The 15,900-nt window shown below is 45.4% G+C and carries 13 protein-coding genes; 7 read left to right on the top strand and 6 right to left on the bottom strand.

What is annotated here, in order from left to right:
* The first annotated feature begins 183 nt into the window (after positions 1 to 183).
* Positions 184 to 2,940: a DNA polymerase I gene (polA, locus tag EXU30_RS10880; protein WP_130599969.1), complete on the top strand. Its 2,757-nt coding sequence runs from the start codon at positions 184 to 186 to the stop codon at positions 2,938 to 2,940.
* A gap of 1,005 nt (positions 2,941 to 3,945) precedes the next feature.
* On the opposite strand, the gene yihA is transcribed toward polA, so the two are convergent.
* Positions 3,946 to 4,596: a ribosome biogenesis GTP-binding protein YihA/YsxC gene (gene yihA, locus EXU30_RS10875; RefSeq protein ID WP_130599967.1), complete on the bottom strand. Its 651-nt coding sequence runs from the start codon at positions 4,594 to 4,596 to the stop codon at positions 3,946 to 3,948.
* A 255-nt stretch (positions 4,597 to 4,851) separates the two neighbouring features.
* Here yihA and EXU30_RS10870 point away from each other — a divergent pair, with 255 nt between their 5' ends.
* From EXU30_RS10870 to EXU30_RS10855, 4 genes are all read left to right on the top strand, one after another.
* Positions 4,852 to 5,475, top strand: coding sequence for a c-type cytochrome (locus tag EXU30_RS10870; protein ID WP_130599965.1), 624 nt, complete (start codon positions 4,852 to 4,854; stop codon positions 5,473 to 5,475).
* A 1,032-nt stretch (positions 5,476 to 6,507) separates the two neighbouring features.
* Positions 6,508 to 7,173 carry a class I SAM-dependent methyltransferase gene (locus tag EXU30_RS10865; RefSeq protein WP_130599963.1) on the top strand — a complete coding sequence of 222 codons (666 nt, stop codon included), beginning with the start codon at positions 6,508 to 6,510 and terminating at the stop codon, positions 7,171 to 7,173.
* 65 nt (positions 7,174 to 7,238) lie between these two features.
* Positions 7,239 to 7,778, top strand: a complete 540-nt coding sequence (yihI, locus tag EXU30_RS10860) for a Der GTPase-activating protein YihI (RefSeq protein ID WP_130599961.1) — start codon at positions 7,239 to 7,241, stop codon at positions 7,776 to 7,778.
* Between the two features lie 217 nt (positions 7,779 to 7,995).
* Positions 7,996 to 8,463 (top strand): DUF2489 domain-containing protein, encoded by a 468-nt coding sequence (locus tag EXU30_RS10855; RefSeq protein ID WP_130599959.1) that lies wholly within the window; start codon positions 7,996 to 7,998, stop codon positions 8,461 to 8,463.
* Between the two features lie 50 nt (positions 8,464 to 8,513).
* On the opposite strand, the gene EXU30_RS10850 is transcribed toward EXU30_RS10855, so the two are convergent.
* A complete protein-coding gene (locus EXU30_RS10850) occupies positions 8,514 to 8,933 on the bottom strand; it encodes a YybH family protein (protein ID WP_130599957.1) in 420 nt (139 codons plus the stop codon).
* A gap of 173 nt (positions 8,934 to 9,106) precedes the next feature.
* On the opposite strand from EXU30_RS10850, the gene EXU30_RS10845 reads away from it, so the two are divergent.
* Positions 9,107 to 9,664, top strand: a complete 558-nt coding sequence (locus tag EXU30_RS10845; protein WP_130603425.1) for a lysophospholipid acyltransferase family protein — start codon at positions 9,107 to 9,109, stop codon at positions 9,662 to 9,664.
* A 27-nt stretch (positions 9,665 to 9,691) separates the two neighbouring features.
* Here the strand turns inward: EXU30_RS10845 and EXU30_RS10840 are convergent, their stop codons facing one another.
* A complete protein-coding gene (locus EXU30_RS10840; RefSeq protein WP_130599955.1) occupies positions 9,692 to 10,948 on the bottom strand; it encodes a mechanosensitive ion channel family protein in 1,257 nt (418 codons plus the stop codon).
* 191 nt (positions 10,949 to 11,139) lie between these two features.
* Between EXU30_RS10840 and EXU30_RS10835 the strand changes: the two genes are divergently transcribed.
* Complete coding sequence (locus EXU30_RS10835; RefSeq protein ID WP_130599953.1) at positions 11,140 to 11,676, top strand: TonB-dependent receptor; 537 nt, start codon at positions 11,140 to 11,142, stop codon at positions 11,674 to 11,676.
* A gap of 108 nt (positions 11,677 to 11,784) precedes the next feature.
* Here EXU30_RS10835 and hutH read toward each other — a convergent pair whose 3' ends face one another.
* From hutH to hutC, 3 genes are all read right to left on the bottom strand, one after another.
* The gene (gene hutH, locus EXU30_RS10830) at positions 11,785 to 13,323 is read right to left on the bottom strand and encodes a histidine ammonia-lyase (RefSeq protein WP_130599951.1); all 1,539 of its coding nucleotides are present in this window, start codon (positions 13,321 to 13,323) and stop codon (positions 11,785 to 11,787) included.
* Complete coding sequence (gene hutU, locus EXU30_RS10825; RefSeq protein ID WP_130599949.1) at positions 13,323 to 14,996, bottom strand: urocanate hydratase; 1,674 nt, start codon at positions 14,994 to 14,996, stop codon at positions 13,323 to 13,325. The genes hutH and hutU overlap by 1 nt, the downstream gene beginning before the upstream one ends.
* 115 nt (positions 14,997 to 15,111) lie before the next feature.
* Entirely contained in the window at positions 15,112 to 15,819 is a 708-nt protein-coding gene (gene hutC, locus EXU30_RS10820; protein WP_130599947.1) for a histidine utilization repressor, read from the bottom strand.
* Positions 15,820 to 15,900 lie beyond the last annotated feature (81 nt).

The following is a 15,900-nucleotide window of genomic DNA, read 5'->3' as shown; positions in this document are numbered from 1 at the left end:
ATCGGATCAGATCAGTTTTCATCAACAAGCAACTGCCACCATTATCTAACCTAGCTCATACCGCTAAATCTCATCCTATACGCATGCATTTCCACAGGCCTACAACGGCGAATCAAGGTTGAGCAATCAAAGCGATAATGTCATCCTATAGCACCTCTTTTGAATGACGATGAAAGACCCATTATGGCAACGATCCCAAACAACCCACTGGTACTAATCGACGGCTCTTCATACCTTTACCGTGCTTATTATGCACCGCCACATTTAACCAACTCTAAGGGTGAAGCAACCGGTGCCGTATATGGCGTTGTCAACATGCTTAGAAGCCTACTTTCTCGTTACAACCCAAGTCATGTCGCTGTGGTATTTGACGCTAAGGGTAAGACTTTCCGTAACGACATGTACAGCGAATACAAAGCCCAGCGCCCACCTATGCCAGATGATCTGCGTAGCCAAATTGCGCCGCTACACCGCATTATCCGTGCGCTAGGTTTGCCTCTGATTGCCATTGAAGGCGTTGAAGCAGATGACGTTATCGGCACCCTTGCTCGTCAAGCAAGTGCAGACGGCCGTGCAACACTAATAAGCACTGGCGATAAAGACATGGCGCAATTGGTTGACGACAATGTCACCCTAATTAACACCATGACCGACACCATTATGGGTCCTGAAGAGGTAACCACCAAGTTTGGTGTTGGCCCTGAGTTAATCATCGATTACCTAGCCTTAATGGGCGACAAAGCTGACAACATTCCTGGCCTGCCGGGTGTGGGCGAGAAAACCGCTCTTGCCATGCTGACTAGCGTTGGCAGTGTCGATACCCTGCTGGCTAACCCTGATGCCGTTGTCGATGCCGGTTTCCGTGGTGCTAAATCGATGCCAAAGAAAATCAACGACAACGCCGAGCTGCTCAAACTGTCGTACCAGCTTGCTACCATTAAACTCGATGTAGAGCTAGAACAAACCTGGCAGCAACTAGAAATCCAACCACAAAACCGTGACGAGCTAGTGGCTTGTTATGGCGAGATGGAGTTCAAGCGCTGGTTAGCAGAAGTATTAGACAACAAATCTGGCGCTGCAACGACTGCAACTGAGTCAGAAGAAGCCCCAAGTGCAAAGGCAGATATAGAAACTGAGTACCAAACCATTGTTACTGAAGCAGAGCTTGATGCCTGGATTGAAAAATTAACCCAGGCAGAGCTAATGGCTATAGATACTGAAACCACTAGCCTCAATTATATGGAAGCTGAGCTAGTGGGATTATCGTTTGCCGTAGAAGCTGGCAAAGCAGCCTATGTACCAGTCGGCCACGACTACGCAGGCGCGCCAGAGCAGTTAAGCAAGCAGCTAGTGCTTGATAAATTGCGCCCTATTTTAGAGGCTGACAAACCAGCTAAAGTAGGCCAAAACCTTAAATACGACATCAGTATTCTTGCCAATCAAGGCGTGAAGCTTAAAGGTATCCAATTCGATACCATGTTGGAGTCGTACGTATTTAATTCTGTAGCATCGCGTCACGATATGGATGGTTTAGCACTTAAATATCTAGGGCATAAAAACATTAGCTTTGAGCAGATTGCCGGTAAAGGTGCGAAGCAGCTTACCTTTAATCAAATCGACTTGGAAACTGCTGGCCCATACGCAGCCGAAGATGCTGACATTACCCTGCGTTTGCATCAACACCTGTGGCCACGTCTTGAGAAACAAGGCGAGCTTGCCAAGGTGTTTACCGAGCTTGAATTGCCACTGATTAACATTTTGTCAGATATTGAGCGTAATGGCGTTTACATCGACTCTATGTTGCTAAGTCAGCACAGTCAGGAGCTTGCGCAAAAGCTAGATGAATTAGAGCAAAAGGCTTATGAGATTGCAGGCGAGAAGTTCAATCTAGCATCACCTAAGCAATTACAAGGCTTGTTCTTTGAAAAGCTTGGCTACCCGATTATCAAGAAAACCCCTAAAGGTGCACCATCAACTTCAGAAGAAGTGTTAGTTGAGTTAGCACTCGATTACCCGCTGCCAAAGATCATTCTCGAGCACCGCAGTTTATCTAAGCTAAAAAGCACCTATACCGACAAGCTACCGTTAATGGTCAACCCTGTTACTGGCCGCGTACATACCAGTTACCACCAAGCCAATGCGGCTACAGGTCGTTTGTCATCAAGTGAGCCAAACCTGCAGAATATTCCAATTCGCACCGAAGAAGGTCGCCGTATTCGCCAGGCATTTGTTGCACCTGAAGGTAAAAAGATTCTGGCCGCCGACTACTCGCAAATTGAACTGCGTATTATGGCGCACCTATCGCAAGACAAAGGCCTACTTAGCGCCTTTGCTGAAGGGAAAGACATTCACCGCGCGACCGCTGCGGAAGTATTTGGCGTTCACTTTGAAGAAGTGACTAGTGAGCAACGCCGCCGCGCTAAAGCGGTTAACTTTGGTTTGATTTACGGCATGTCTGCCTTTGGCTTGGCCAAGCAGCTTGATATTGCTCGCGCAGAAGCTCAGTCGTACATCGACACCTACTTTGCGCGCTACCCAGGTGTACTAAAGTACATGGAAGACACTCGCGCTGAAGCTGCTGAGCTTGGCTATGTATCAACCTTGTTTGGCCGCCGCTTGTATCTACCTGATATTAAAGATCGCAATGCAATGCGCCGTCAGGCCGCAGAGCGCGCTGCGATTAACGCGCCAATGCAAGGTACAGCTGCTGACATTATTAAAAAGGCAATGATTAGCGTAGCTAACTGGATTGAACAAGACACCAGCGGCGAGATCACCATGCTAATGCAAGTTCACGATGAGCTGGTATTTGAAGTCGATGCAGACAAAGCTGACAGCCTACAAGCTAAGGTTTGTGAGCTAATGGCCGCAGCCGCGAGCTTGGATGTTACATTGCTAGCCGAAGCTGGTATTGGTGACAACTGGCAGCAAGCTCACTAATTGTCAGCAACAAATTCTAAGTACAAAGTGTATTATTAGCTTTAAATAGAAAACAGCTTATCTACAAAAGCACGCTCATGCGTGCTTTTTTATGCTTTAAACAACTTAAAGTGCAAAAAATGACCACCTTTTGTGCGAAAAATCACATTATTCATCACAAAACAAAAATACTGTTTTCTATTTAAGAATAAATAAAGTAATATTCTCTGCGTAGGGTACAGAGGTTAAGATGTTCAATCTTAAAAACCTTTATTTCACTAGCAATAGTGCGCCAAATTAGGCACCTCAGCAATGTAAGTTGCTGGGGTTTTTTTATGTCTTTTTTCAGCTAGCAATCTATTCACCCAAGCCACCCTTTCTTAATCTAGCCAACTATTAAGAAAACCTTGGCAAATTAGCAAAACTTCGCACTTAAAAAACAGTAATCACCGCTCGAGAAACTGACTCATTTCCTCAATAGAAACGATTAATCTCAATCATAAGTTAAAAAATTAGAGCAAATACTTTAAATAAGATTAGCAAACGAGTATTCTATAGTCGTTGAGGGTCACCACTATGGTGGCACTTGAGTCTTGTTGAATTTTAGCTTCTCCCCAAAAGAGCTAATTTTTATTTGCCGACAGCCTAGCCTATGGTTGTCGGTTTTTTTTGCCTGAAATTCATGCTTGCCTACGCTAGATTTCATTACCACCGCCTAACTTGGTACAGCCTCTTCTGACTAACCTTCATGATCTATACTTGTGGTGACGTTTAAAGCTGTTGAAAACATGGATGTTTTCGTCGAGCATTCTTGTGAAATAAAGAGGGGGGATGTGCTTGCTGCGTGCTTTAAATGTCATTGCGACGTGAGCAAATAATCAAAGCTGCCAGATATGGAAAAAGCTAGAATTTACAGACAAAGCCAAATCGAATGATAACCACCTACTGAAGTCGGGGGATGGTTTAGGGCCGAAAACAAAAAGGCCAACCTTATGGTCAGCCTCTTTGTTTATCTAAACAAGCTCATTACTCTTGTTCTTGCGTTTGCTCCAGCAACCAATCTGGGTGACACCACTGATTTAAAATGCCTAGCACTTTAGGTTTACCTGTTCCTTTAGTTGATGAAAACGGCTCCACCTTCACCCAATCGCCAAAATCAGCCAGTTCTTTACGCACCTTGTTTACCGCTTTCATCTTGGCACTTTGCGCCAATTTATCTGATTTAGTTAGCAAGGCTAAAACAGGAATTTCACTCGCCACTGCCCACTCAATCATTTGCATGTCTAAGTCTTTGAGTGGATGGCGAATATCCATTAATACCACTACACCACTTAAGCATCGACGCTTCTGTAAATATTCACCTAATGCCGCTTGCCACTTCTTTTTCATCGCAAGTGGTACTTTTGCAAATCCATATCCCGGTAAATCAACCAAACGGCGGTCATCGTCTAAAGCAAACACATTAATCAACTGAGTACGACCAGGCGTTTTACTGGTGCGAGCTAAGTTTTTCTGCTCAGTTAAGGCATTCAATGCACTTGATTTACCCGCATTTGAACGACCTGCAAACGCAATCTCAACACCTACATCACCCGGCAAATATTCGTCTAAATGGGCGATATCTGGGGCACTAATTAAAAATTTTGCTTGGCGAAAGTCAATACGAGATTCTGACACTGTTTGCTCCAGTTAAATTACAAAAAATAGCTATATATGTATAAATGTTTAACAAATGCTGTCTTTTCCACATTTTCGTGTAAAATATTAGCCTGATCACATTATAACCCCAAGCTACAATAATGTGTGCGTTACTGTTTGGCATTGCGCCAATACAGCGCTTTGAGGATGAATGGCTTGGGACGACTATTTTACCACGCTTACAGCTTAACCATGTAAGCTCAGGACAATAAATTAACAAGAAGTTGGAACGCCATGAAAAAGTTAGCTCTTGCGCTGTCTGTACTCGCCACCATGTCATCACCTGCTATGGCTGTAGAAGGTAATGCTGAAGCTGGCCAAGCTAAATCAGCACTTTGTGCCGCCTGTCACGGGCCTGACGGCAACAGCATGATCGATATGTATCCAAAAATCGCTGGTCAACATGCTAATTACCTAGCAAAGCAATTAACTGATTTTCAAGCAGCAATGAAAACAGGCGGTAAAGAAGGTCGTATGGACCCAGTAATGGGCGGTATGACAATGACATTAACCGAGCAAGATATTGCCGACCTGGCAGCATTTTACGCTAGTCAAACTCAATCTACTGTTGACGTTGCAGATGTACCAGCATTAGGCGCATCACTATACAAAACAGGCGATGCAGCTCGCGGCATCACTGCTTGTATCGCATGTCACGGCCCTGACGGCAACGGAACTGAAGCTGCAGGCTTCCCAAAAGTGAGCGGTCAACATGCTAATTATTTAAAAATTCAGCTAACGAAGTTCCGCGATACAAATCGTAACAACGACTTAAACGGCATGATGCAAGATGTAAGTAAAAAGTTATCTGACGCTGATATCGAAGCATTATCTAAATATATATCAAGCATTAAGTAGCTACATCTAGGTATAGAATCCAAACAAGAAAGGGCATTAATTGCCCTTTCTTTTTGACAGCAAGTTGACGTTTACGTCAAGTGCTAAAGATTCTTTCTTGACATCAATCACGCTTTTGGGGTTAAATAGCCCCGTACCGAAATGAACCCAACTGTTTATCCAATAAAAATAAACGCTATTAGACAGATTTCGGCTACTTAACATTTAAGATATAAGAATAAAGTCAACTAATAACAATAATATAATTAAGACCACTCACTAATAATAATAACGAGTAGCGATTTCACCTTGAAATCCCGGTCATTAGAAATTGTAAGACATAGACTAATCTTGGTCGCCTCGCTTTTTAGCACTTTCTTACGCAACAGAGGTGATAAGCCTAACGGATAGCAGTTTGAAGGATTCAAATTGCAGCATTGGATGCTAACGCTGAGGATGCACTCGCTGGATGCTTGTTATCACTGGAAGATCTTGATACACGGATGGTTTACTTACGTCATGGAGACACTTGGATAGTGATGAGTCATTGAGACCATCTACGGAAACTGTGGTCAGGAAGGCAACAGACATTAATAAAGCGTCAAAGAAGACCGATAACTAACTAATAGCACGGAAAGCGCTAAAAAAAAGAAGGATCCGACCGGGAAAGTCGCATAGCAAGTACGGAAACTTGGAATCAGAATAAGGTACTACTTGTACCGACCGTAAGGTGGCTGTTTACAGCCACCTTTTTTTTACTTCAATATTTGCCAAGTCACTAATACCAATTAGCACAAGAATGTGATCATTCTTACTGGTTACTTTTTACTGGAAAAAAGGGCTTATAACTTCGTTAGAAATTTTGTAGGTAGAGCAACTAGCTAGCTGCAATTTCTGCCTTGTTCTAAACGATTTTTCCTGCGTAATATCTGATCACTTATTTATCCCAATTGGTATAAGGTTCTAAAAATTAAAAGCTTAGAGCTTGTTTAACTTTGAATATTGTCGATATACTGAAGTTACCCACCTGCCGATTGGATACTGCTGTCGTTCATGAGCCTTTGCCCTCTTTGTAGCCACCAAGCTGACTTTTTCATCCAAGACAAAAAGCGTGCTTTTTACCTATGCCTACATTGCGGACTTGTATTCGCTGCGCCAAGCTCTCATCTTCTACCGAACGTTGAACGCCAACGCTATGGACGGGCCAATAAGGCCGCCAAGCAAAAGCAACTTTCACAATTTGTATTCCCACTATTAGCGCAAATTACTCAGCAACAACCTCAAACTCATCTTACTGGCCTTAATTTTGGTCGGGTGTTAGATGAAAACAGCATTGACGAAATTAATGCTGCAGGGCACACCTTAAATCAATACGATCCATTTTTTGCAGCCAACCCAGAGGTACTCAAACAAGACTATGATTTTGTTTGCTGCTACCGTGTGTTTGAACACTTTAGAAGCCCGCAAAAAGAATGGCGCTTGTTGTCACAGCTTGTGCGCCCTGGTGGCTGGTTAGCAATCAGCACTCCGCTACTGAGCAACCTCAACCAATTTGCTAAGTGGCACTATAAAACCAATCCGACTCATGTGAGTTTCTATCAGCAAGCAACCTTTGAATATATGGCCGCTGTCAGTGGTTTTGATCTATTATTTGCTTCAAAGGACTTCATTTTGATGCAAAAACCATCAGAATCTGATATAAAGCGCAACCCGATTTAGTATTGCACCTCGTACTACGATACTAAGTCTTTATAGAATTTGATTGATCAAGGTAATACAGCACCATGGCTCGCAGCAGAAAAACTCGCAAAGTTAGTGAAAACGCGGCAAAGCGCGCACCACGAGTAAAAAAAGCCGACCGCAAACAGGTTGAAGGCAAAAAGAAAGATTCAGGACGTAAGTCAGGCAATCGCCACAATGAAGCGCTGCTGAAAACGCAAAACGCTAACAATGCGGCATCTGCAAGCCAAGACCCACGCCATGGCAGCAAAAAGCCAGTTAGCTTAACCTTGCCAAGCAGTATTACTGAGCCACTAAAGCCAAAAGCTAAACAACCAAAACTCACTGACGAGCAGAAACTACTAAAGCTTGAGGAAGACCCAAGACTAAACAAGCTACTTGATATGCTTGAAGAAGGTCGCAGCCTAAGTGACACCGACCAAGCTTGGTTAGATCAACAGCTAGATACCATTGAGCAGCTGATGAAGCGCTTAGGTATGGACGAGTCTGAGCCAGAAGTCGAAACCCGCAAGCCAGCTAGCGATGATGAATTATTTGACCGCTTTGAAAGTGGTGAAGATCTGCTAAACATGTACAAGGACTAAGTTGTAGTTAAGCTTAGTCAGAATTACTCATAGAAAAAGCACCTAAAGGGTGCTTTTTTCATATCTAGCTATGGCAAGCAGTATCTTAAGCGCGACTTGTGCAGTAAAATTAGCCATCAAAACTAGCGTCTCCAATTTGAGCTACCGTGTATTACGCGGGACTTGTGTCTATAGGCAAATTCGCAGGGGCTTTTGCGCAACATAAAAAGGAAAGTGTGTGTCTACATTCGTTATTGTTATTGCCGTTCTCATCCTTGTGGCACTCGGCGGCTACGCTGCTTATTTACTGCTAAAGCTTAAACGTCAAACCCAGGCACAGCAACAAGCTCAAGCTGAGCAACAAAAGCTAGCACATGAACGCCGCCAAAGCGTGTTGACCGATATTCGTTACATCGCTAGCGCCATGTTAGAAGAGCGCTGCGAGTTGTCTGAAGGCGTAATGCGCATAGGTAAACTGTTTGATGCCTTATCAATGTCAGAGCAAGTGCAAGACGACTACCCTAACCTGTTTAAACACTACAGACTCATTGAGTCACACCCGATTAAAGAAGCGCGTAAGGCTTTACCAAAACAGCAACGAATGAAACTTGATTTCACTCGCATGAAATCTGAGGCTGAGCTTGAACAAGCCATCTTAGGTGAGGTCAAAAAAATCAGTGAGTTTGACGAGCCAGCGCTGCACTAATTGCATAAATATAATCAGCATACTCGCAGCGACCGCTAGCCTCAGATAAATTAATCCGACGAATGGTCATGGGTGATCAGCCACTGACCATCAATGCGTTCAACGAGTAAGGTCGATGCGCCAGTTGGCTGGTCTTTATCTCGCGCTAACGTCCATTGCCCAGTCACTAATGCTGAATTATCCGACAGCGATTTAACGCTTTGAATATCAAAACTAAGCTCACCCATGGCGGCTTTGTTAGGGTAACTTTTCTTATAACGACGATACAATTCACCCCAGCCATAAACCAGCTCACCACGGCTTACAAATTGCAGCTTGTCTGAGCGCCAATAGCTTTGCATGTAATCGTCAACATCGCCCTGATTCCAAGCCTGAGTTTGCTTTTGAAATAAGGATTGAATTTGCTCAACTGGTTGCGCACTGGCAAAACAAGCATACATAAATAGGCCAATCGCTAAACAATACTTCATGGCTTACTCCCACAATTAGGTTGTCGAAAATAGCATTTCATGCTTGGATTAGAGTATAGGAAAACAGCTTATAACCACATAAAAATATCATTAAAACCAAGTATGTGCTTAGCCAAATTGGCAGGCATTCCTAATATCAATTGGAGCAGTACTTGGAAAAATGGACTCAAACTATGATGACTGCACTATCTCGATTTATTTTAAAACTAATGGGTTGGCGCTTTGAGGGCGAGCTAGACGCTGACAAGCCTTGCATTATGGCTGTAGGGCCACACACCAGTAATTGGGACTTCATCATCGGAATAATAGGCCGCAGCGCTTTAGGTGTACGCATTCATTTCTTGGGTAAACACCAGCTATTTATACCGCCTTGGGGCTGGCTGTTTCGCGCCATGGGTGGCAGCCCAGTAGATCGCCGCAAACATAACAATCTCGTTGATGCTGTTGCCCAGCTTTACCAGCAACATGACAACTACAAGCTGGCGCTTGCTCCTGAAGGCACCCGTAGCCCAGTTAAGCGTTGGAAGACTGGCTTTTACCATATTGCCGTCAAAGCCAATATCGATATTGTTCCTGTAGGGCTCGACTTTGCACGCAAAACCATAGTCTTAGGTGAGCGCTTTACTCCTACTCAAAACATTGAGACCGATATGGAGCAGCTGATGACATTTTTCAGGCAAATAAAAGGCCGGCATCCCAAACAGATCCCGACCTTTAAACTTGAAGATTAATAGTTGGCCTAATTAGGCGCTAATTTCTCAATTAGGCTTTAACGCACCAAAATCACTACCTGATGGCTGCTGGAAAGCGCGTAAGCCAAACTCTGGCAAGATGGCAAAAATATGGTCAAAAATATCTGCCTGAATGCTCTCATAGTTAAACCACACAGTATCGTTAGTGAAGATATACAGCTCAATTGGCACACCTTCAGCCGTCGGCGCTAATTGACGTACCATTAGCGTCATACCTTTATGAGTTTTCGGGTGCGCCTCTAAATACGCCTGTAAATAAGCCCTAAAGGTGCCAATATTGGTCAAATGTCTACCGTTAATCATTAACTCAGCATCAGCCACATTAGCGTTATCTGCACTAATCTCTGCGATGATGCTCGGCAGGTATTGCTTCAAACAATTAACTTTACCTAAGCGCTCAATATCTGACTCAGTTAAGAATCCGATGCTGCTAATGTCGATATTGATTGAACGCTTGATGCGGCGACCGCCTGAAAGCGACATACCCTGCCAGTTTTTAAAGGCATCTGAAACCAGCGCATAAGCAGGGATCATGGTAATAGTCTTATCCCAATTTTGTACCTTTACGGTAGTTAAGGTGACGTCCGTAACCTCGCCGTCAGCGCCATACTTATCCATCTGAATCCAATCGCCCTTACTCACCATGCGGTTAGCCGCTAGCTGAATACCAGCAACAAAGCCCAAAATCGTATCGCGAAACACCAACATCACTAAACCGGTGGCAACACCTAAACCACTAAAGAAATAAACGGGTGATTTATCAGACAAAATAGCCACCACCACAATCAAACCTATGATAAACATAAACAGTTTGATCAGCTGCACGAAGCTCTTCACTGGAATGCGGCGATTCACTCGATTGATATCAGAGATATCATCAACCGCATTTAAGCCGGCAAACGCCGCGCGAATCGCTACAAAAACCAGCAGCGCACTTAAACCACGGTCAAAAAATGTACTCAGTAACTCATGCTCAGTTAGAACAATTGGTACCACTAAATCAAGCAGCAACACAGGTACAAAAAGCGCCAAACGCTCAAAAACACCATGACTAACAAACACATCGTCCCACTGTACAGCGCTGCGTTTGATCACTAAATTAACCCCATGCACGACAAAGCGGTGGGTTAAGTAATAGCTGATAGCTGCAACTATCAGGCATACAACAATAATGATGCTTGTGGTAAGTAAATCAGAAGGTTGGGCATTTATGCCGATACTGGTTAACCAAGAGGTTAACTCGACACGAAGATCTGTATTCACAATCGGGTTCCTTTTATGGAAATATTTAAACCGAATATCATTAGCAAAAACCGCCACAGTAAATAACAAGCGTGCACTGCAACGTAACAAGCACTCAACAAGCCCTTATTTTAGCTCGTTTTTCCTTGTCGTTATTTGACCAGTTTCAGTGATGCATTAACAATACGGGCAACTAAGAACGGGAGTCAATCATGAAATATTATTCTTTAGTTGTCGCGCTCACCCTCGCTTGCCTAGTTGCAGTACCAAACGCTAAGGCTAATGATGACCAACAAGGTTATCAACCTGCAGTGGCGCTTCTTTTTGATTACGTGAATACTCCAAGCAAGATGTATGGCGTAACCCTTGCTCCTAGGCATTATGACCGTGACTACGCAGATTGGGGCTATTACATTGGTTATGCTAAAGGTCAAAAAACCGATCTAGAACTACAAGAGCCAAGTGAAGGTTACATTCAAGAATACATGTGGCGCTTTGGTGTTAGCTATAGCATGACCGAAGATTTCAGCATTTACTTTGGTGCAACCAACTATGTCTATGAAACCAACACCACCAATAATATCGTGCCATTGATTGAAGGTGGTGAACCAGTATGGGAGCGAAGCAATGACCGTTACTGGGGTGCAGAGGCGGGTCTACGCTACCGTATCGCTAACTCGTTTATGATTGGCGCCGGCTATGACACTCGTACTGAGTCAGCGGTTATTAGCTTTGGCTTTACCATGTAGTTATGTACTGGTTTAAATCGCATTAACAAAAACGGCGTCTCAATCGACGCCGTTTTTCATTTTGAGGCTTAGTAATTAACTTAAGCGTTATTAGCGCAATATCTAGTACTAAAAGCTAGCGAGCATATGCGCTGGTAAGTATTGATTAAAGCTTGCCGTGTTGAGTAAGTCGGTCGCGTTGTCGATATCTGGCGCAAAATAGCGGTCTTTGTCGTAAAACGCCACTAGCTCACGTAACTCAGCTTTCGCTGCAGCCACAGCCTTACTCGGCTCTAATGGCGCTCTAAAATCTAAGCCTTGCGCAGCCGCTAGCAGCTCAACAGCAAGTACGCCGCGAGTGTTATCACTCATGTCACGCAGGCGGCGGGCTGCAAAGGTTGCCATCGATACATGATCTTCTTGGTTTGCTGAGGTCGGCAAACTATCTACCGAGCCTGGGTGAGCAAAAGTTTTGTTCTCAGAAGCAAGCGCAGCCGCAGTTACCTGAGCAATCATAAAGCCTGAGTTTACCCCGCCGTTATCCACCAGAAATGGTGGTAATTTCGAAAGGCTTGAATCAATCAATAACGCAATGCGACGCTCAGCAATCGAGCCAAGTTCGGCAATGGCTATCGCCAGATTATCTGCTGCCATAGCAACAGGTTCTGCGTGGAAGTTACCACCCGAGATAATGTCGCCAGTATCTTGGAATACTAACGGGTTGTCGGTAACGCCATTGGCCTCAACAGCCAGTACTTCAGCAGCCTGACGAATTTGGGTCAAACATGCCCCTAGTACCTGTGGCTGACAGCGCAGCGAATAAGGATCTTGCACCTTTTCACAATCAACATGACTTAGACTAATCTGCGACTCATCACCTAATAAGTGACGGAAAATAGCAGCTGAGTCGATTTGCCCTTGCTGACCACGAGCCTCATGAATACGTGCATCAAATGGGCTACGACTGCCCATTGCCGCTTCAACACTCATAGCGCCAACGACTGAGCTTGATGCGAATAAGTCTTCAGCGTTGAATAAGCCTTCAAGCGCTAATGCCGTCGATGCTTGAGTACCATTAAGTAGTGCTAAGCCTTCTTTGGCAGCCAGCTCAAGCGGTTTAAGCCCGGCAATTTCCAGTCCTTCTTGCGCGCTGATAATTTGCCCTTGGTAGCTCATTTCGCCTTCACCAAGTAGTGGCAAACACATATGAGATAGTGGCGCTAAGTCACCAGATGCACCGACAGAGCCTTTCTCTGGCACACAAGGGTACACGCCAGCGTTAACCAGCGAGATAAGAAACTCAATGACTTCAAGGCGAATACCTGAAAAGCCGCGGCTTAGCGAGTTGATCTTTAATACCATCATCAAGCGCACTGTTTCATCTTGCATGTACTGACCGGTACCTGCGGCATGAGACAACACAATGGAGCGTTGCAGCAACTGCAAGTCATCAGGCGCAATCTTAGTATTAGCTAGCAAGCCAAAGCCGGTATTAATGCCGTAAACAGTGCGACCTTCGCGGATAACATTTTGTACCAGCTCCGCACTTGAGTTGATGTTCGCAATCGCGCTATCAGCAAGTTTCATTGTCACGCCATGACGGCTTACTTGGCGCAGCTGCGCTAACGATAATGTCCCTGGCTCCAGGGTAAGCGATAACTTAGCCATTACTTCGCCTCCATCATAGGTAAATCTAGGCCCTGCTCTTTAGCGCAGCTTTTAGCGATGTCATAGCCAGCATCAGCATGACGCATCACGCCCGTTGCTGGGTCATTCCACAGCACACGCTCAACACGCTTGGCTGCAGCATCAGTGCCGTCACACACGATCACCACACCCGAGTGCTGGCTAAAGCCCATACCTACGCCGCCGCCATGGTGCAGAGACACCCAGGTTGCGCCGCTTGCCGTGTTTAGTAAGGCGTTAAGTAAGGGCCAGTCAGACACAGCATCAGAGCCATCGAGCATAGACTCAGTTTCACGATTCGGACTCGCTACTGAACCAGAATCAAGATGATCACGACCAATCACAACCGGCGCAGACAGCTCACCGTTTTTAACCATTTCATTGAATGCTGCCGCAAGGCGCGCACGGTCTTTTAAGCCCACCCAACATATACGTGCAGGCAAGCCTTGGAAGGCAATACGCTCACGCGCCATATCAAGCCAATTATGCAGATGCTTATCATCTGGGATCAGCTCTTTAACTTTGGCATCAGTTTTATAAATATCTTCAGGGTCGCCAGATAGCGCCGCCCAGCGAAATGGACCGACACCCTCACAGAAAAGTGGGCGAATGTAAGCAGGCACAAAGCCTGGGAAGTCAAAGGCATTTTCAACACCCACTTCAAACGCCATTTGGCGAATGTTGTTACCATAATCGAGTGTCGCAGCGCCATTTGCTTGTAGCGCTAGCATGGCTTTCACTTGCACTGCCATCGACTCTTTAGCCGCCTTAACCACAGCAGCTTCATTTTGCTGGCGCAACTCTGCCGCTTGCTCGAGGGTCCAACCTTGTGGCAAGTAACCATTTAATGGGTCATGGGCTGAGGTTTGGTCGGTGACCACATCTGGAGTAATGCCGCGCTCAACTAACTCGGTAAATACATCCGCTGCATTGGCTAATAGCCCGACAGATACAGGCTTACCCGCTTTGTTGGCTTCATCCATCATAGCTAGCGCTTCATCTAGGCTATGGGCTTTTTTGTCGACATAGCGAGTCCGCAGACGAAAATCGATACGAGTTTCATCAACTTCACAGGCCAGTACCGAGAAACCAGCCATGGTGCCAGCTAGTGGCTGCGCGCCGCCCATGCCACCAAGACCACCGGTTAAAATCCACTTGCCTGCTGCATCACCGCCAAAGTGTTTCTTGGCCACAGCAACAAAAGTTTCGTAAGTACCTTGAACAATGCCTTGGGTGCCGATGTAAATCCACGAACCAGCGGTCATTTGGCCGTACATCGCCAACCCTTGCTTATCTAGCTCGTTAAAATGTTCCCAGTTTGCCCAGTGCGGCACTAGGTTTGAGTTGGCGATCAGCACTCTAGGTGCATCAGCATGAGTGCGGAACACACCAACTGGCTTGCCCGATTGCACCAGTAGGGTTTCATCGTCTTCTAGACGCTGCAGTACTTCAACGATCTTGTCATAACTTTGCCAGTCACGGGCTGCACGGCCAATGCCGCCATATACCACTAAATCTTCTGGGCGCTCAGCAACATCAGGGTGCAAGTTGTTCATTAACATCCGCATTGGCGCTTCAGTTAACCAACTTTTACAACTTAACTCGCTGCCATGGGGTGCAATAATCTTGCGGCTTGGGTCGTGTCTTGTACTCATGCTAAATCACCTTTTCGGTTGTTATTAGGGCAATCTTTGCTGATTGCTCCGTTGCTATTATTTATGCAATGTCTAACAGCTCTCCTTGAGCTGCCTAGTTAATCTTTATTAAGCGCTAGCGCTTAAACGTTAAGTGGCCGCCTAGGCGGAACTTGCTGCCCGGATGTACCAGCCGTGCAAAGCTCACCACTCCTTGGCGTGACCAGGTGCGTCGAAGCACTTGCAAACAAGGCTCAGTGGCCTCAATTTGCAGATGCTGCTGGACTTGCTCACTCGGAATTACGGCTTCAACGGTATGACGCGCCTCGGTTAACGGCGCAACTTTAGATAAGTATTCATGGGGCGTTTGCTCGCTAAAATCTTGTGCAAGGTAATCAGGGATCAACTCTGGGTTAACAAAGCGCTCCTCCATTTGCAGCGGCACACTTTGCTCGCAGTGAACGATTAATGAGTAGCTCACCTTAGCGCCAATCTCTAATCCCAAAGCAATGGCAATTGGCGCTATGGCGATAATTTCAGTTTGCTCTAGGAGCTCAACACTATAGCCATGGCCACGCTCTTTAATCTCATCAGCAATGTTACGAATGCTCAATAAGGACGATTGCGACTTAAGCCCTGCGACAAAAGTGCCTAAACCTTGAGTGCGAGTTAACACCCCTGCTTCCACCAGCTCAGTCAAAGCGCGGCGCGCGGTCATGCGGCTACAGGCAAACAAATCTGTTAGCTGATTTTCAGACGGCACTCGATGGTTCTCTTGCCATTCACCTGACTCTACTTTTGCTAAAATAAACTGTTTAATTTCAGCAAACTTTGCCAACACCATTGCTCGCTCTCCTTGTTGGTAACACACTCTTGCCAGCAGATATAACCAAGCTAGCGGTGATGAATGATTAAACATCCTACC

It is taken from the genome of Shewanella maritima (assembly GCF_004295345.1).
Lineage (GTDB): Bacteria > Pseudomonadota > Gammaproteobacteria > Enterobacterales > Shewanellaceae > Shewanella > Shewanella maritima.
The sequence above is the reverse complement of the archived record's forward strand: the minus strand, read 5'-3'. Positions and strand labels throughout refer to the sequence as shown.